This window comes from Paraburkholderia ginsengiterrae (assembly GCF_001645125.1).
Classification (GTDB): domain Bacteria; phylum Pseudomonadota; class Gammaproteobacteria; order Burkholderiales; family Burkholderiaceae; genus Paraburkholderia; species Paraburkholderia ginsengiterrae.
On sequence record NZ_LXKA01000110.1, the window covers coordinates 40,214 to 57,385 of the forward strand.

Annotated in this window: 11 protein-coding genes; 2 read left to right on the top strand and 9 right to left on the bottom strand. The window is 63.4% G+C overall.

Annotated elements, in window-relative coordinates; genetic code table 11:
* Positions 1–53 precede the first annotated feature (53 nt).
* Together A6V37_RS08320 and A6V37_RS08325 are read right to left on the bottom strand one after the other, a co-directional pair.
* Positions 54–752, bottom strand: coding sequence for a copper homeostasis protein CutC (locus tag A6V37_RS08320; RefSeq protein WP_064266797.1), 699 nt, complete (start codon positions 750–752; stop codon positions 54–56).
* Between the two features lie 35 nt (positions 753–787).
* Positions 788–2,065: a sensor domain-containing phosphodiesterase gene (locus A6V37_RS08325; protein WP_064266798.1), complete on the bottom strand. Its 1,278-nt coding sequence runs from the start codon at positions 2,063–2,065 to the stop codon at positions 788–790.
* A 399-nt stretch (positions 2,066–2,464) separates the two neighbouring features.
* Between A6V37_RS08325 and A6V37_RS08330 the strand changes: the two genes are divergently transcribed.
* Positions 2,465–4,120: a Na+/H+ antiporter gene (locus A6V37_RS08330; RefSeq protein WP_064285905.1), complete on the top strand. Its 1,656-nt coding sequence runs from the start codon at positions 2,465–2,467 to the stop codon at positions 4,118–4,120.
* Positions 4,121–4,223: 103 nt separating this feature from the next.
* On the opposite strand, the gene A6V37_RS08335 is transcribed toward A6V37_RS08330, so the two are convergent.
* The 4 genes from A6V37_RS08335 to A6V37_RS08350 form a co-directional block, all read right to left on the bottom strand.
* Complete coding sequence (locus A6V37_RS08335; RefSeq protein WP_064266800.1) at positions 4,224–5,531, bottom strand: solute carrier family 23 protein; 1,308 nt, start codon at positions 5,529–5,531, stop codon at positions 4,224–4,226.
* 177 nt (positions 5,532–5,708) lie between these two features.
* Positions 5,709–7,274 (bottom strand): methyl-accepting chemotaxis protein, encoded by a 1,566-nt coding sequence (locus A6V37_RS08340; RefSeq protein WP_064266801.1) that lies wholly within the window; start codon positions 7,272–7,274, stop codon positions 5,709–5,711.
* 427 nt (positions 7,275–7,701) lie between these two features.
* Complete coding sequence (locus tag A6V37_RS08345; RefSeq protein WP_064285906.1) at positions 7,702–8,316, bottom strand: DUF2239 family protein; 615 nt, start codon at positions 8,314–8,316, stop codon at positions 7,702–7,704.
* A gap of 89 nt (positions 8,317–8,405) precedes the next feature.
* Positions 8,406–9,932: a sensor domain-containing diguanylate cyclase gene (locus A6V37_RS08350; protein WP_064266803.1), complete on the bottom strand. Its 1,527-nt coding sequence runs from the start codon at positions 9,930–9,932 to the stop codon at positions 8,406–8,408.
* Positions 9,933–10,439: 507 nt separating this feature from the next.
* Here A6V37_RS08350 and A6V37_RS08355 point away from each other — a divergent pair.
* The gene (locus tag A6V37_RS08355) at positions 10,440–12,179 is read left to right on the top strand and encodes a methyl-accepting chemotaxis protein (RefSeq protein WP_064266804.1); all 1,740 of its coding nucleotides are present in this window, start codon (positions 10,440–10,442) and stop codon (positions 12,177–12,179) included.
* Positions 12,180–12,266: 87 nt separating this feature from the next.
* Here the strand turns inward: A6V37_RS08355 and betA are convergent, their stop codons facing one another.
* From betA to A6V37_RS08370, 3 genes are read right to left on the bottom strand one after another with little or no spacing between them, the layout of a single operon-like run.
* Positions 12,267–13,958 carry a choline dehydrogenase gene (gene betA / locus A6V37_RS08360; RefSeq protein WP_064266805.1) on the bottom strand — a complete coding sequence of 564 codons (1,692 nt, stop codon included), beginning with the start codon at positions 13,956–13,958 and terminating at the stop codon, positions 12,267–12,269.
* Positions 13,959–14,001: 43 nt separating this feature from the next.
* Entirely contained in the window at positions 14,002–15,528 is a 1,527-nt protein-coding gene (locus A6V37_RS08365) for a purine-cytosine permease family protein (protein WP_100249360.1), read from the bottom strand.
* Between the two features lie 56 nt (positions 15,529–15,584).
* The gene (locus A6V37_RS08370; protein ID WP_064266806.1) at positions 15,585–17,093 is read right to left on the bottom strand and encodes an aldehyde dehydrogenase family protein; all 1,509 of its coding nucleotides are present in this window, start codon (positions 17,091–17,093) and stop codon (positions 15,585–15,587) included.
* Between the last annotated feature and the right edge of the window lie 79 nt (positions 17,094–17,172).

The following is a 17,172-nucleotide window of genomic DNA, read 5'->3' on the forward strand; positions in this document are numbered from 1 at the left end:
AAGCGGCATTTTTCTTCGTCCGGCGATTCAGTTATGTGGCGCCTGGTTTGCGTTCACCGGTTTGCGTCCAGTAACGCTCTGACCTGCGCGACCTTGTCCGCATCGACGGGTGCGAGGCCTTGGCTGCCTACCCGAACGCCCGAGCCGAAGTGCACAGCCTGGACTTGCGTCCTGCTCACAAAACCGGAAACGGCATCGACCGTCAACCCCGCGCCGGCCAGCACCGTGCAATGCGAGCCGGCCGCCTGCCGCACCAGTTCGCGAATCGTCGCTTCGGCGTTCAGCACCGACGGTTGCCCACCCGAGGTCAGCACATTCATCACTGCCTCGAAACCGAGCAGCACGTCGAGCGAGGCATGCAGATCGCGCGCTTCGTCGAACGCGCGATGGAAAGTGATGGCGAGACCGTCGGCCGCATCGATTACGCGCGCGAGACCGTCGCGGTCGATCTCGCCCTCGCCGTCCAGCATGCCGATCACGACGCCATGCGCGCCCGCCGCCTTGACCGCGCGCACGTCGCGCAGCATCACCGCGTAGTCGTCGGCGTCGTACACGAACGAACGGCTATGCGGCCGCACAATCACGTTCACGGGAATAGTCACCGCTGCCACCACCGCCTCGATCAGGCCGAGGCTCGGCGTCAGGCCGCCCTCACCCATCGCGGTGACGAGTTCGAGACGGTCGGCTCCCGCACGCGCCGCAAGGCGCGCGTCGGCAACGGTCGTGGCAATGACTTCGAGAAGAACGGACATAAGCGCGGCTGAGAGTCGTTGAAAACGACATGATCTCAGAACGGCTCTTCCTCCACCCAGTCGATATCGCCGCACAGCACGCAGGTCTGCTCACCGACCCGCGTCGCCACGGAAAGCGTCACGCACGGCAGCGCCTCGTTGATCGACAGATACGGACGCGTCACGTGCACGCGCTCCGGCGCATTGATCGCATCGCGGAAATACGGACGGCGCAGCCAGTTCGCCCCTTGCGCGTCGGCAAGCGGCAGGAAGCGCGTCTCATGCGCGGCGCGATCGGCCCGCAGCACGACGTTGCGGCCCGCCTGCTTGCCCTTGGCATCGAGTAGGAAGCAGCGCGCGGCATGGTCGAGCGCGAGAAAATTCCAGCAGACCTCCTCGAGCGGCTCGCCGGCCGCCAGCCGCTCCGCCGCGCGCTCGAACGCGCGCAAATACGGCGCGAGACGGCTGGCATTGCGGCGCTCGCGCGCCTCGGTCTGATCGCGATAGCGTTCGGTGAGTTCGCTGATGCAGGCCGCCGCCTGCGCTGCATCGGCCGCGCCGGGATTCGGGCGGCCGAAGAAAAAGCCCTGCACGAAGTCGGCGTTGCAGGCGAGCGCCATCTGCGCTTCATGCTCCGTTTCCACTCCTTCGATCAGCACCAGCTTGCCCGCCTCGTGCAGCAACGCGACGAGTCCCGGCAGAATCGTCGCCATGTCGGCGCGATGCGCGGCGTGCGAGAGCATGATGCGGTCGAGCTTCACGATGTCCGGATTCAATTGCCAGATCCGTTCGACGTTCGAATGTCCCGCACCGAAATCGTCGAGGGCGATCAGGAAGCCGCGCTCGCGGAACTGGCGCACCGCGTCGGCGAGACGTTCGAGGTCGTCGGCGCGCTGCTCGAGCACTTCGAGCACGATGCGCCGCGGCGGCAGATCGAGCCGCTTCAGCGTGGCCAGCAACGCGGCCGAGAGATACGGATCGGTCAGCGCACCGGGATGCACGTTCAGGAACAGCCACTCGCGCTCGGCGCCGAGCACGTTGAAATTCTCGAGATGCAGGGTCTGCGCGAGCCGGTCGACGTGCAGCACGTCGCCGACGCGCGCCGCGTCGCCGAACACGTCGAGCGGCGACACGGGCCGGTCGAGCGCGTCGTGCGCGCGCAGCAGCCCCTCGTAGCCGACCGCCCGCATGTGCGACAGGCTGAAAATCGGTTGAAACACGCTCGTCAGCGTCAGCTCGCCATGCTGCACTGAGAAACGTTCGAGCCCCGACGTCACCTCCACGTCGAAGCCATGCGGCGCGGCGGCCGTCCTTTCCTGTTGCGCAATCGTCATGCCATCCTCTTACGCCAGAGAGCCGGGCCGGTCCGAACGCGGGCGCGAACAACCTCGGCACCATCTCCCAAATGTGCGTCATCGGAATGGCTTAAGCAAGCTCCATGCGCACGCTGGCGCACGTACGATTGAAATTCGCATGAAAGCGTGCACCGGTGGACCGGCCGATGCGCTGTGCGTGGGCGTGGGACGCACCAGCAAGGTGCATCGCAGGTATGGCGCGTTCACTTGCCGTGGTTCGTCCCGTTGCGCGCCGTCGTGCCAGGCCGGCGGCGGTGCGGCGCATCATCGGGCTAAACTCGGCGGGCTACACTTCGCCATGGCGCGTCGTGAACGCTACGCGGCGCCAACGTCGGCCGCCACCAAAGAAGCCACCGTCATATCCCCAGAAACAGACCGATGGACATTGTCTTTACCGTATTGATCCTGTTGCTCGCCGTCGCCGCATCCGGCGTCGTCGTCCGTTTGCTTCCGGTCGCGCTGCCGCTGCCGCTCGTGCAGATCGCGATCGGCGCGATGCTCGCGTGGCCGAGACTCGGTCTGCACGTCACCTTCGATCCGGAGATTTTCATGCTGCTGTTCGTTCCGCCGCTGCTGTTCGCGGACGGATGGCGCATTCCCAAGCGTGAGTTCTTCATGGCGCGCCGCTCGATCCTGATGCTCGCGCTCGGACTGGTTTTCATGACGGTGCTAGTGGTCGGCTACTTCGTGCATGCGCTGGTGCCGTCGATCTCGCTGCCGGTTGCGTTCGCGCCCGCCGCGGTGCTGTCGCCGACCGATGCGGTGGCACTCACCGGCATCGCGGGCAAGGGCAGGATCCCTGGGCAGCTCATGCACATTCTCGAAGGCGAGGCGCTGATGAACGACGCGTCGGGCCTCGTCGCGTTGAAGTTCGCGATTGCCGCGGCACTGACCGGCGTGTTTTCGCTGCGCGACGCGTCGATCAGTTTCGTGATTATCGCCGTGGGCGGGCTCGCGACGGGCGCGGCGGTGAGTTGGCTGTTCAGCTTCGTGTCGGCGCGTTTTCTGAATCTCACGCAAGAAGGCGATCCGGCGCCCGGCGTGGTGATGACGCTGCTGATTCCGTTCGCCGCTTATCTGATCGCCGAGCGCTTCGAGCTGTCCGGCATTCTGGCTGCGGTCGCGGCCGGCATGATGATGAACTACGCGGCGATTGCGACCGTCGGGCCGGTGTCGTCGCGGGTGCGGGCCAACAGCACGTGGACCATGATCGAGTTCGTCTTCAACGGCATGGTGTTCATTCTGCTCGGGCTGCAATTTCCGCACATTCTCGGCCGCGCATTGCTCGACGCGCACGAAACCAGCGACGCGCAGGTAGGGCTGCTGATCGGCTATATCGCCGCGGTAGGCGCGGCGCTCTACGCGATGCGTTTCGTGTGGGTGTGGCTGCTGCGCTGGTTTGCGAGCCGTGGCGCCGCGAAGCGTGGCATGGCGAACGCCGTGCCGGGCTTGCGCACCGTGGCGGTGACAACGGTAGCGGGCGTGCGCGGCGCGCTGACGCTGGCGGGCGTGTTGTCGTTACCGGAAATCTTGCCTGGCGGCGTGCCGTTGCCGGGCCGCGATCTGGCGATTTTCATCGCCTCGGGCGTGATTCTGTTGTCGCTGCTGGTGGCGGTGGTGGCGTTACCGTTGTTGCTGAGCGGCTGGCGGCGTGGCAAGGATCCGCATGCCGCCGAGGAAGCGCTCGCCCGTACCTTGGCCGCGCAAGCCGCGATTCGCGCGGTCGACGACATGCACGACACCGAGTGCGCGAATCTGGATGAATCGGCTTCGGCCTACGCGGTCGATGTCACCGCGCGGGTGATGGATCTCTACCGGCGCCGCCTCGCCACGCTCGACGAAGAACGCGAACCCCGCGAGCTGGCGCGCCGCGCCGATGCGCTGGAGTTCAGAATGAAGCTGGCAGCCATGCGGGCTGAACGCAAGACACTGCTGGGGTTGCGCAGCAGTCAGGCCATCAACGACGAGACGTTGAACAAGCTGATGCGCGAAGTGGATCTGTCGGAAACGGCGCTGACCGCGCGCAGGAAATAGCGCGGTTTGGATAGCGTGCTCAGGCTACCGGTGCGGACTAAGGTGCGGACTCAGGCGCCGCCGGCGAACCGGCGGTAACAGGTCATTCAGCAAGGGAGGTGAATCAGGCCACGGCCCCCTGGGCCGGCTTCCGCCTCAGAAGCGCGTACAGAATGATCGCGCCGAACGTCGCGGTACCGATACCGCCGAGGCCAAAACCGCCCAGCTTCAACGAAAAGTCCCCGGCGCCGAGCACGAGAGTCACGGCCGCCACGATCAGGTTCCGGTTGTCGGAGAAGTCCACCTTGTTGACCACCCAGATGCGCGCGCCGGTCACGGCGATCAGCCCGAACACGACGATCGACACGCCGCCCAGCACCGGCCCCGGAATGGTCTGGATCACCGCGCCGAACTTCGGCGAAAAACCCAGCACCAGTGCGATCAGCGCCGCGATCACGAACACCAGCGTCGAATAGATTTTGGTGACCGCCATCACGCCGATGTTCTCGGCATACGTCGTCACGCCGGTGCCGCCCGCAAAACCGGACACGATCGTGGCGAGGCCGTCGCCGAGAAACGCGCGGCCGACGTAGCGGTCGAGGTTCTGCCCGGTCATCGCGCTCACCGCCTTGATATGCCCGAGATTCTCGGCCACCAGAATCACTGCGATCGGCGCGAGCAAAGTCATGGCCTGGAAGTTGAACACCGGCGCCGTGAAGTGCGGCATGCCGAACCACGCGGCGTTCGCGACAATCGAAAAATCGATCGGCTTGCCCATCCCCATGCCGTTCGTGACGATGGCGTAAATCACATACGCCATCAGCAGGCCGACCAGGATCAGCAGACGCTGCAGCATGCCGTGCGCGAACACCGCCACTGCGCCCACGCACAGCACGGTGATCAAGGCCATCCACGAATCGAAGTTGCTGCCGCTCACGCCGTGCACCGCGATCGGCGCGAGATTCAAACCGATCACGCAGACGATCGCGCCGGTCACCACCGGCGGCATCAGCGTCTCGATCCATGTGGTGCCCACCGCCGAAACGATCAGGCCGACGATCGCGTACACCACGCCGCACGCGATGATCCCGCCCAGCGCCACCGGAATGTTCAGATTCGGACCATGCCCGCCGTACCCCGTCACCGCGATCACGAGACCGATGAACGCGAAGCTCGACCCGAGATAGCTCGGCACGCGGCCGCCCACCAGCACGAAGAACAGCAATGTGCCGATGCCCGACATGAAGATGCACAGGTTCGGATCGAAGCCCATCAGCAGCGGCGCGAGCACAGTCGAGCCGAACATCGCGACCACGTGCTGCACGCCCATGGCGAACATCTGCGGCCAGGCGAGCCGCTCGTCGGTGCCGACCACGCGGCCTTCGGCGCCGGCTGACTGGGGGCGCCAGCGGGGGAAATAGGAATCGGCCATGGCGGGGGTTCTCCTCTGTTCGGCGCTTGGTGTGGTGGAAGGCGCCGGAGTCCGGCGCCGTCAGGAATTACGCGCGAGTGTACGGAGTGCCATTGGGCCTGGCAAGCGCCACGCAAAGCGCGTGGCCGAGGGCTGGCGAGGACATGGCGAACCCGCCCCCGCTGGTGCGCAACGCGCTCAGCCGTGCCGCGATTCCAGCGAAAACACCGTGACGGCCGCCTGCAACTGCCGCGCCTGATCCGCCATCGATGCCGCCGCGGCCGCCGCCTGCTCGACCAGCGCCGCGTTCTGCTGGGTCACGTCGTCCATCTGCGCGACCGCGCGGTTGACTTCTTCGATGCCGGTGCTTTGCTCCTGCGAGGCCGAGGAAATCTCACCCATGATGTCTGTCACGCGTTTGACCGCGTGCGTGACTTCGGCCATGGTCTGCCCGGCACGCTCGGCCAGTTCGGCGCCGCTGCCCACGCGCGCCGTCGAGCTTTCGATCAGCTCCTTGATCTCCTTGGCCGAGACCGCGCTGCGCTGCGCGAGCGAGCGCACCTCGCCCGCCACGACCGCGAAGCCGCGGCCCTGTTCGCCAGCGCGCGCCGCTTCCACGGCTGCGTTCAGCGCGAGGATATTGGTCTGGAACGCGATCCCTTCGATCACCGCGATGATGTCGGTCATGCGCTTCGAGCCGGCCGCGAGCTCACGCATCGTTTCGACCACGTCGCTGACGAGATGGCTGCCGCGCGCCGCGACTTCGGACGCGCCGTGCGCCACGCCGCCCGCCTGCTGCGCGTTCTCGGCGTTCATCTTCACCGTCGAGGTCAGCTCCTGCATGCTCGACGCGGTTTCCTGCAATGCGGCGGCCTGCTCTTCGGTGCGCTGCGACAGATCGGTATTGCCCTGCGCGATCTCGCCGGACGCCATCAGGATCGACTCGCTCGATTCGCTGATGCCCGAGACGATCCCCGCCAGCCGCTCACGCATGTTGCGCAACGCGAACAGCATGCTGTGGTTGTCGCCCGCGCGGGTGTCGACGCGCACGCTCAGATCGCCGTCCGCGATGCGGTTGGCAATCTGCATGGCGTAATCCGGTTCGCCGCCGAGCTGCCGCGACAGACGGCGCGCAATCACCATCGCGAGCACCATGCCTGCGACCAGCGCACCGAGCACCAGCGCGATCATCACGATGCGCATGTGTTGATAATCAGCGGTCGCTTCCTGCTGCGCGTCGTTGGCTTGCTGGCGGCGATAGTCGATCAGCGCCGTGATGCGATCGCGCAGTGCCTCGCTCGACGCAATCGCACGGCGCACGAGTTCGTTGTTGTCGACGCCGGCCGGAATCGGTTCGAGTCCGATCTGCTGATGCACGATGCCTTCCCACACCGCAGACTTGCGCAGCACGTCGTCGAACAGTTCCTGGCCCTTGCCCGTCTCGATCGTCGTCCGGTATTGATCGTAGGCGCCGTGCATGCTCCTGAGCGAGCCGACAATGCTGTCCTTCAACTTTTGACGGCCGGCGTCATCGGCGGCGTAGCCGAGATTCGCTGCGGCCAGATCGGAATCGATCTTGTGGCGGTTGGCCTCTTCCATCCAGTAGAGGCCGTTCATGTGCCGATTGTAGATGGCATCGGTAATCCCGTGCATCGACGCCAGCGTGCTCAGCGAAGTCCCGCCGATCACGACGCAAAAGCCAATCACCACGGCAAACGCCAGCAGCAGCTTCCTGAATACGGGCATGCGGTCGAACCACTTCATTTCACTATCCTTCGCGAGTCGCAACGGGACACATGCGCCGCCACGCCGTCGCGAAACATTCGCGATCCAGCGGACACGTAGCGGCTATCCCATCTCATTTACGGCGGACAAAGAGGAGTCTTGATCTGATGAATGGCGGGTATAAGCGGGACAGGATGTTGTAAGCGGCACCGCGCGCCGACGACGAGGTTCACGAAAGGCCGGGCGCGTTGCGAGCTAGTGTCACCATTGAGTCCGTCTTTGGGATTTGTCTGATGTATGGCGAAGCGGGGGACTCTTAGACTTCTGTGGCTGCGTTGACCCCCACGAGTGGACGCACGCGTTGTTGTAACTCTCCGACTTTTCCGCTCACGCATCCCCAGTGTGAGCGGATTTTTTTTTGCCTGTGCGACTCGTTGAGTTAACAGCGGCTATGAGTCGACCGCCGTTATACAGGCATCGCGAAGGCGCGCTCAGCAAGCCGCGACACATGCTCGCGCACGTCTTCCGGCCATGCGGCCACGATCTCGCCCAGGCGCGCGCGATCGCCGGCATAGAGTGCACGGGTGGCCTCTTCATAGAGCGGCAGATTGCCCGCAAGCGCAGTCATGAAGCGATACACCGCTTCCTGCGCCGCACGTTGGCGGTCCTTGTTTTCACTCGCGGCGCGGGCCGCGTCGACCAGTTTGCGCAACGCGACCGAGGCGCCTCCCGATTGCCCATTCAGCCAGTCCCAATGACGCGGCAGCAGCGTGACCTCGCGGGCCACGACACCGAGCTTGGGCCGGCCACGCCCGCGCGGTGCGTCGTCCTCTGACGCACCGGCGTTTGGGGCCGTTGCTTGGGTGGAATCGGCGCTCGCCAGCCGCGCGACGATCTCGTCGGGCGTGCCGCGCAAATCGAACTCGACCGGACGGCTCGTGATGTCGTCAAAAACTAGAACCGGCGCCTGTTCGCCGCGCGCGAGCACCGCGCTGACCGCCAGCGCCACCTCGGGCAGCGTGCCCGAGGCGATGCGGCGATGTCCTTCGAAGGCGGTGCAGGTAGCAGGATGAGGGGTCATGACAAACTCCGAAAAGAAGAATTTGTCGAATTATATCCGGGTTAAATTAATACACAACATATTACCCGGATAAAATTATGGTCGCCGCGCTAGATGGAGTTTCGGGCTTCACTGCCCGGCGCCTTGGCGGCCGTGTCAGGCAGCGGGTGAGCCAACGCGCGATAGCACAGCACACGGTTGCGCCCCGCGTCTTTCGCTTCGTAGAGCGCCTCGTCGGAGGCGTTCACGAGGGCGCGGCTCGTGGCGAACGACTGCCCCAGCGTGGTGGCGATTCCAATACTCACCGTCAGCACGTGGTGCGAACTCGCCACGTGGCGCAACTGGAGCGCCTGAACCGCGGCGCGAATCTTCTCGGCGATGCCGATCGCTCCGGCTTCGTCGGTATCCGGCAACAGCACGGCAAACTCTTCGCCGCCGTAGCGCGCCGCCGTATCGCCCGGACGCCGCACGCTCTGCGCAATGCAGCGCGCCACGCCGATCAGCGCGTCGTCGCCCGCCGAATGACCGTACAGGTCGTTGAAGCCTTTGAAACTGTCCACGTCGATCAGCAGCATGGAAAGCGGCCACGCATTGCGCTGGGCGCGGCGCCACTCCACTTCGGCATGCTCTTCGAAGGTACGGCGGTTATTCAGGCCGGTCAGCCCATCCGTGCGTGCCAGCACGCGCAACTCTTCCTCGGCGGCGTAGCGGCGCTGCAGTTGATGCGCAAACAGGAACGCCAGCGCGATGATCGTCGCGTCGAGCGAGAGAATCAGCGAGCCGATGATCCAGGCGCGACGCCGCCACCCCACGTAGATATCACGCGTGGACAGCGCCACGTCGAGAATCATCGGATACATGTCGATATGCCGGAATGCATACCAGCGCTCGACGCCATCGATCGCCGCTGTGCCGAAGAAGTCGCCGCTCGGTTGCTGGGTGAAGCGCGTGTAATTGGCCGTGCCGGTCAGATTGATGCCAATGATTTTCGGATCGTACGGACGCCGCATCAGCATGGTGCCGTCGCTCAGCATCAGCGCCATCGATCCGCCGGCGCCGAGGTTCATACCGTCGAACAACTTGCGGAAATACGCGAGGCGCATGGTGCCGGCCACCACACCGGCGAAGCTGCCGTCCGGCCGCGAGATACGCCGGCTCAACGCAATGCTGGTTTCCTTGCTCGCGATCTTGGGCGTGAACGGGCGGCTGACGTACAGGCCGACGTTGGGCGAGTCGCGCTGCACCTTGAAGTAGTCACGGTCTGCGACATTGATGTGGCGCGGCGGCGAGGCTTGCGAATCGAACGTTACGACGCCGTTTTCGTCGGTCACGATGATCGAGCCCAGATCTTTCGCGCTTGCCGAGCCGTCGAACAGCACCATATGACGGATGGTGGGCGACAACTCCAGCAAGCCGGGCTGCTTCAGCCCCTCGATGACGGCCCGCAACGACAGATCGTAGATCTCCAGATTGCGCGACACGTCGCGCTCGACGAGCAACGACACGTTGAAAACGGAATCCTGAGCGCGCCGCAACGCGTCATCGCGCATTTGCGCCAGCACCCATACCGCGATCGCAAGAATTGCGCTCGCCAGCACGATGCTAATCGCGATAACGATGTTCGGTCGGCGCGTCATCTGAAGCTGTCCAGTTGACCACGCGCTGACCAGAGCGCGTGGGGAATTGGGCCGCGTCCGGTGAGGCGCGTGCCGTGAACCGGTAGCGTAACAGAGGCTCTGGTGCGCGGAACAGGAACATTCGTGATGCGTGCGATATGGCCGCGGCACGCCCGCACCAGCGCTTTCTCGAAGATGAAATGAAATCGTAATCTTATGCTTTCATCAGGCGAGAAATTATAGTCATTCCCCATTAAATTTCCGTGTTCTTCTCTCATTTCGCGCAAGTTTATAGCGATATACCCGATCCGACTTAAGTCCTCGTGCGTCCGATCCGATAACCAATAGATGGGATACCCGTTTGCGTCTTGTGTCGTTGCATGGCAAATCATGCAATTGGCATAAGACTCCGAAGGGAAAAACCGCGCGGGGCCGCCGTGATGTTCGGCAGGCAACTAGACGCTCCCATGCCCGGACCTGAGAGTCCATTGCGAACACGTTCACGTTTCGTTATTGGAGAATAACAAGATGTCACTCAAGCACCTCACGATCAAGACCAAACTCATCACGGGTTTCGGCCTTCTGTCATGCATTGTCGTCGCGGTTTCCGGGCTGTCCCTGAAAGCGCTAAGCGACTCAACCGATGGTTTCTCCAACTACGTGCACGGCATCAACGCACGCGCGGATATGGCGGTGCAGGTGCGAACCGCCGTCGACCGCCGCGCGATTGCCGCGCGCAATCTCGTGCTGGTGACCACACCCCAGGATCTCGACCTGGAAAAAGCGGACGTGCTGCGCGCGCACGAAGACGTGCAGACCGACCTGAAAAAGCTGAACGACATGATTGCGAAAGCAACCGACACCACGGAAAAAGCGCGCAGCCTCGTCGCGGAAATCAACCGGGTGGAAGCGTCCTACGGACCGGTCGCACTCGACATCGTCAACTCCGCACTGGCCAACAAGAAAGATGAAGCCATTGCCAAGATGGACACTCAATGCCGGCCGTTGCTCGCCGCACTGATTCGCGCGACTGATGCGTATGCCGACTATACGCATGGCCGCCAGGAGCAATTGGTCAACGAATACGCCGCGCACTACGAGAACCAGCGCAATCTGCTGATTGCGTTGAGCCTGATCGCCATCGCGCTCGCGATCGGCGCCTGCGTGCTGATCACGCGCTCGGTGACCGGTCCGTTGCGCTTTGCAATCGACGTGGCGCGCACGGTGTCGGAAGGCGATCTGCGCACGCGCATCACCGTTGAGGGCCGCGACGAAACCAGCAAGCTGTTGAATGCCCTGCGCGAGATGAACGAACGGCTAACGTCGATTGTCGGACGCGTGCGCGACAGCAGCACGAGCATTGCCGGCGCCGCCCGCGAGATTGCCGCGGGCAATATGGACCTGAGCCAGCGCACCGAACAGCAGGCCGCGTCGTTGCAGGAAACGGCAGCGAGCATGGAAGAGCTGACTTCCACGGTGAAGCAGAATGCCGACAACGCGCAGCAAGGCAGCATGCTGGCGGCAAACGCTTCGTCGGTCGCGCAGAAAGGCAGCACGGTGGTGAGCCAGGTGGTGAACACCATGCACGACATCAGCGACAGCTCGACCAAGATCGCGGACATCACCGGCATCATCGAAGGCATTGCATTCCAGACCAACATCCTCGCGCTGAATGCGGCCGTCGAAGCGGCGCGGGCCGGCGAACAGGGCCGTGGCTTCGCGGTGGTCGCAAGCGAAGTGCGAAGCCTCGCGCAACGTTCATCGACCGCGGCCAAGGAAATCAAGGATCTGATCGCCACTTCCGTAGAAAAGATCCGCGACGGCTCGTCGCTCGCCGGCGAAGCAGGCAAGACGATGGCCGAAGTCACCCAGGCCGTGGCACGCGTGACGGACATCATGTCGGAGATCGCGGCGGCGTCGACCGAGCAAAGCCGTGGCATCGAGCAGGTCAACGTGGCGATTACGCAGATGGACAACGTCACGCAGCAGAACGCCGCTTTGGTGGAACAGGCGGCGGCGGCTTCGCGGTCGATGGAAGATCAGGGCCAGCAGCTGAATGAAGCCGTGGCGTTCTTCCAGATTCTGACGAATCATTCCGCGGGAGCTTCCGGTGCCGGCTCGGCGTCTCATTCGCCTTTGCGCAAAGAGACGCCGCGGCGCGAGAGCGCTGTCGCACCCGTGCGGCGCGCCGCGCGTGCTACGCCTGCGCCGGTTGCCGCGCTGGCAGCGGTCGCGGCCGGCGCGGAAGACGGCTGGGATAAGTTCTAAGCGCGACGCTCTTACGCTGACGCGCTGCGCCAGTACGGGCAGCGCGAGCGCAACGGCATGGACATAACGCTTGCGCCGGTAATCGGGTTACTCGACAGTCACGCTGCGCGCCGGCGCATGCGTGCGCTGGCGTGTCTCCCATCCCTCGGCAAGACCCACGTCGGCGTCGGACGGCGGCAGCATCGACGCACCGCGAACCAGATCCGAAGCACGCTCGGCGAGCATGATAGTCGGCGCATTCAGGTTGCCGTTGGGCTCCGTCGGGAATACTGACGAATCGATCACCCGCAGCCCGTCGATGCCGCGCACCCGCAACTCGGAATCGACCACCGCCATGTCGTCTTCGCCCATGCGGCACGAGCCGCACGGATGCATCGTGCTCTCGAGATTCGCCCTGACGAACGCGTCGATCTGCTCGTCCGTCTGAACGCCGGGACCGGGAGCGAGTTCGGCATCGCGGAAACGATCCATTGCCGGCTGCCCGATGATTTCCCGCGTCAGGCGCACGCAGCGCCGGAATCCTTCGCGGTCCTCTTCACGATCCAGATAGTTGAAGCGGATCTCCGGGTGCGCGTACGGATCGGCCGATACCGCTCGCACGTGACCTCGGCTCTTCGGCTTGTTCGGTCCGGTCAGCACCATGAAGCCGTGGCCCTTGAACGGCTTGTCGCCGTCATAACGCATGGCCGCGGGCAGGAAATGGAACTGGATGTCCGGCCAGCGCAAACCCGCTTCGGAACGGATGAATCCGCCCGCCTCGAAATGGTTGCTGGCGCCCAGACCATCCTTGAACAGAAGCCAGCGCAGTCCGATCATGAACTTGCTGAACGGGTCCATCTTCGAGTTGAGCGTGACAGGCTCCTTGCACGCGTACTGGATATAAATTTCCGCGTGATCCTGCAGGTTTTCGCCGACCCCGGGCAGGTGATGCTTGACCTCGATTCCCGCCTTGCGCAGAACGTCGGCCGGCCCGATGCCGGAGCGTTGCAGCAGGTGGGGCGAACCGATCGGCCCCGAGGCGATCAACACTTCAGCACGGCAGCGCGCGACATGCGTGCGGCCGCCTTGATCGTAAGCGACTCCAACGGCGCGCTTGCCCTCGAGAATCACCTGACGCGTCATCGCGTTCGTCACCACCTTGAGATTGGGCCGCTTCATCGCCGGGCGCAGGTAGGCGTTGGCCGTCGACCAGCGCACGCCGTTCTTAACCGTCATATGCATCGCGCCGAAGCCTTCCTGCATGTGACCGTTGCAGTCCTCCGTCTTGATGTAGCCAGCCTCCGCACCCGCCTCGACCCATGCGCCGTAAAGCGGATTTGCCATGTTGTTGCCGTTGTTGGTGCACAGCGGTCCCGCCGCGCCCCGGTATTCGTCGCCGCCGAACTTATAGGTCTCGGCACGCCGGAAGTACGGCAAACAGTTGCGATAGCCCCAGCCGCGCGCGCCCAGTTCTTCCCACTCGTCGAAGTCGTAAGCGTGGCCGCGAATATAGACGAGGCCGTTGATCGACGACGACCCGCCCAACACTTTGCCGCGCGGACAATGCAACTGGCGCCCATTGAGATGCGGTTCAGGTGCGGTCTGATAACGCCAGTTGAATTTCGACGTGTTCATCGGCATCGAAAACGCGCTCGGCATCTGGATGATGACGCTGCGATCGCTGCCGCCGTATTCCAACACCAGAACGCTAACCTTCGGGTCCTCGGTGAGCCGGTTGGCCAATACGCAGCCGGCCGACCCGGCGCCCACAATGATGTAATCGAATTGCTCGGTAGCCATGATATTTACCTGACTTTCTAATCGTGAAGGGTTCGCCGCCATGTCAGTAGCGGCCTTTGTCGCCTGTGGTGTATTGCGGAGAGGTCCTCTCGATCTGCGCGATAACCGATTCCTCATGCTTCAGATCGAGCGAGCGCGACAACGCGTAATACGCAATGCCCGAGACGAACAGACCGACCAGCCAGGCGAGGTCGACGCTGCCCATCGCGCGGGCAAGCGGACCCACATACACTTCGTTGGCGCCGTCGAGCACGCAGAAGAACGGAATCATCGCGACGAAGCCGATTGCGTACGCGATCAAACCGCGCGCGCCCCATTTGCCGTAGAGGTTGTTGTGAGGCATGAAGAAGTGCGGGATCGCATAGCGCCCCTTGCGGACGAAAAAGTAATCCGTCAGATTGACCGCGGTCCACGGCACCAGGAAATACAGCATGACGACGAGGTAAATGTTCAGGACGGAAAGCCCCTTGCCCGAGGTATAGATGCTGAGCGCCACGCCGAGTTGAAGAACGACCACGAAGAGAATTGCCAGAATGCGCGCGGCCGGGGTCGGCTGGACTTTGCGGAACGAATCCAATGCCGTGATGGCTGTCAGCTTCGCGCTATAGATGTTCATCGCGATCACCGGCAAAAACGCGAGGATCGTGACGCCCACCACGACGCTGCCCATTCCCGGCGCCATATCGCTGCCCACCTGGTTCAGTGCGACCAGCACGTCGGTGGCATGCAGATGGTCCGCGAGCCAGCCGCCAATCGCGATCATCCACGCCCCGGACAACGAGGCGCCAAGGAATACCGCCGCGATCAGTTTGCCGCTCGGCGTGTTTTTCGGCAGGTAGCGCGAATAGTCGGACACATACGGTGCATACGCGATGTTGTAGCTGGCGGCGGCCGCGAATTGCGCGATGAATGCGGTCCAGTTGAAGCCCAGCGGCGGCGTCGGCGCGGCGCCCGGTGCGACAGCGGCAAGGGGCACGTCATGCACCCAATGCATCAGGACCGCCACCGTGACGATGCCGTAAAGCGGCAGCGACAGATACAACGCCCATTTGAAACTGCGGTGCATCCAGTCGTGGCCGAGCACCGCAAGAACCGAAGCCGGCACCGTGACGGCTAGCGCCACCTTGATGGGGTCCCACGCGAACAGCGATTTGAGACCCTGCATCATCAGCACTAGGTTGACGATATTGAATCCCGCGAACACGAACAGTGTCGCCAGCAGGACGACCACCACTCCGCGATAGCCGAACTGCGCTCTCGACTGAATCATCTGCGGCAGGCCGAGATGCGGACCCTGCGAGCCGTGAAAGGCCATGAACAACGTGCCGAACATGATGCCAAGCGTGCCGGCTATCGTGGTCCATAGCGCGCTAAGACCAATGCTCGGACCAACGAAGCCGATGGTCATGGTGAAAAACGTGAAATTGCCTAGAAACCAGAACGGCCCCTGCCTGGATAATCTATCCGTTCTTTCGTTATCCGGAATGAAATCGATTGAGTGGCCTTCAATGACGCCGTGCTCGATCCCGGCTACCGCGCCCTTCACTGCTTCATCTGTTGCTTGCATCATGCACCCCTGGCTGCGATGAGAGGTTGATGGAATGGAGATGGATCCGGATTGCCGGTTCAACGCAACGTGATCCAGACCGCCTTGCTCTCCATCAGATGATCGAGTTGTTCGGGACCGAGGTCTTTGCCGAAACCGGACGCCTTGAATCCGCCGAACGGCATCGACGGGTCGATCGTGCTATGGGCATTGACGTAGACAGTCCCCGCGCGCAATTGCGGAATCAGCCGATGCACGCGGTTCAGGTCATTGGAGTAGATCGCGGCTGCGAGACCGTACGGTGAATCATTGGCTTGAGACAACGCATCGCCCAGGTCATCAAACGGTGTGGTCACCAGCACGGGGCCGAAAATTTCTTCGCGGACGATTTTCATGCCGCTGCGGCAGTGCGCGAAGATGGTCGGTTCGACGAAGTAACCCGGCCGGTCCAGCACGCGGCCGCCATGGACGAGTTCCGCGCCTTCGCGCCGCCCGGCTTCGATATACGACGCCACGCGATCCATCTGGAGAGCGGACACAAGCGGGCTGATGAAGCAATCCCGATCGAGCCCGGGTGCGATCTTCAGCGAGCGTGTGTGTTCGATCAGCGCACCCATGAATTTGTCGTGAATGCCGCGTTGAACGTACACCCGCGTGCCTGCATCGCAAACCTGTCCGGAATTGAAGAAGATGCCGTTCGCCACGGCTTGGGCTGCTGCCTCGATGTCGGCATCGTCCAGCACCAGCACCGGCGATTTGCCGCCCAGTTCAAGCGTGAGGCGTTTGATGCCGCTCGCGGCCGTGTGGCCGACCGTGCGGCCCACCTCGGTGGAACCCGTGAACGTGATCTTGTCGATGCCGGGATGAGCAGCCATGGCCGCGCCAATGTCGCGCCCTCGTCCGGTGATGACGCTCACCACGCCGTCCGGAATGCCGGCCTCCTGCACCAGTTCCGCGAAGCGCAGCGTGGACAGCGAAGTCAGTTCAGCCGGCTTGATGACGGTCGTGCACCCCGTGGCAAGCGCAGCCGCTACCTTCCACGCCATGGTTTGCAGCGGGAAATTCCACGGCACGATTACGCCAATCACGCCGATCGGCTCTTTGCGCGTGTAGGCCACGTAATCGCCGGGCAGCGAGGGTTCCACCGTGCGGCCGTGAAGCTTCGACGCCCAGCCCGCAAAATAACGGAACGTATCGACCGTGCCTTGAATGTCGACGTCGCGTGCATTGGCGACCGACTTGCCGACGTCGATCGACTCGATTTCGGCCAGCTCCGTCGCATTGGCTTCGATCAGATCCGCGAGCCGATGGAGCAGCCGTTCACGCTCGAGCGGCTTGAGCCTGCGCCACGCTCCACCGTCGAATTGCTGGCGGGCCGCCTCGACCGCGCGATCGAGATCGGCCATCGTGCCGAGCGGAATGTGCGTGATCACGCCCGCGGTGGACGGCTCGATCACCGCAAAGGATTCCCGGTCGCCTTGCGCGATCCAGGTCCCGCCAATCAGCATCTTCTGCGGCTTGGCGAGAAAGCGCTGCGTCGCTTCGCACACGCCGAATTGCTCGAGGTACTGTTGTACAACGCTGTCCATCTTTGTCTCCTGTCTTTTGGATTGGCCGCTATCGAGCCGTGTACAAACGGCCGGTGCGCCATCGATATAAACGCGGGTT